Origin of the sequence: Desulfovibrio sp. OH1186_COT-070 (assembly GCF_003860215.1) — a bacterium.
GTDB lineage: Bacteria > Desulfobacterota > Desulfovibrionia > Desulfovibrionales > Desulfovibrionaceae > Desulfovibrio.
The window spans coordinates 1-536 of sequence record NZ_RQYH01000144.1; the positions used below are offsets into that span (position 1 = coordinate 1).

The following is a 536-nucleotide window of genomic DNA, read 5'->3' on the forward strand; positions in this document are numbered from 1 at the left end:
GATGTTACTCCAGGAGACTGTGATGTTAATACTGATTTAAAACTTGGAGTAGAAAAAGCTAATAATTTTAATGCAGATTTATTCGTTTCTATACACTTTGATAAATGTTATGACAAATTTGATGGTCCTTTAGGTACAGGAACTTGGGTTTGTGAAAAAGGAGGAAAAGCAGAAATATATGCTCAAAATATAGTAGATACAATCTCTGAAGGAACTTCCTTAAAAAATAGGGGAGTTAAAACTAATGCTAAGCTTTATGAATTAAATAAAACAATCATGCCAGCTGTAATAGTTGAAGTTTGTTTCTGCGAATCTAAAGTAGATGTAGATATTTATAGAGAAAAAGGATCTGATTTAATTGGTTATTTAATAGCTAAAGGAATTTGCAAATCTGTAAATAAAGAAATTAGTTCTGATTTGCCTCAAGCTAGTGTTGAGAACACTACTAATTCACAAAATAATAATTTATTTAAAACCAATGCAACAGCAAAGGTTGCTTTAGATCCTAGGGATAACCCTAGTAATAACTACAAAGA

1 protein-coding gene is annotated in these 536 nt (G+C 30.0%); it reads left to right on the forward strand.

Annotation, left to right across the window (positions count from 1 at the left end):
* Nucleotides 1-536: N-acetylmuramoyl-L-alanine amidase (locus EII23_RS12270; RefSeq protein ID WP_148091288.1), on the forward strand; the 536-nt coding region annotated here is incomplete at both ends.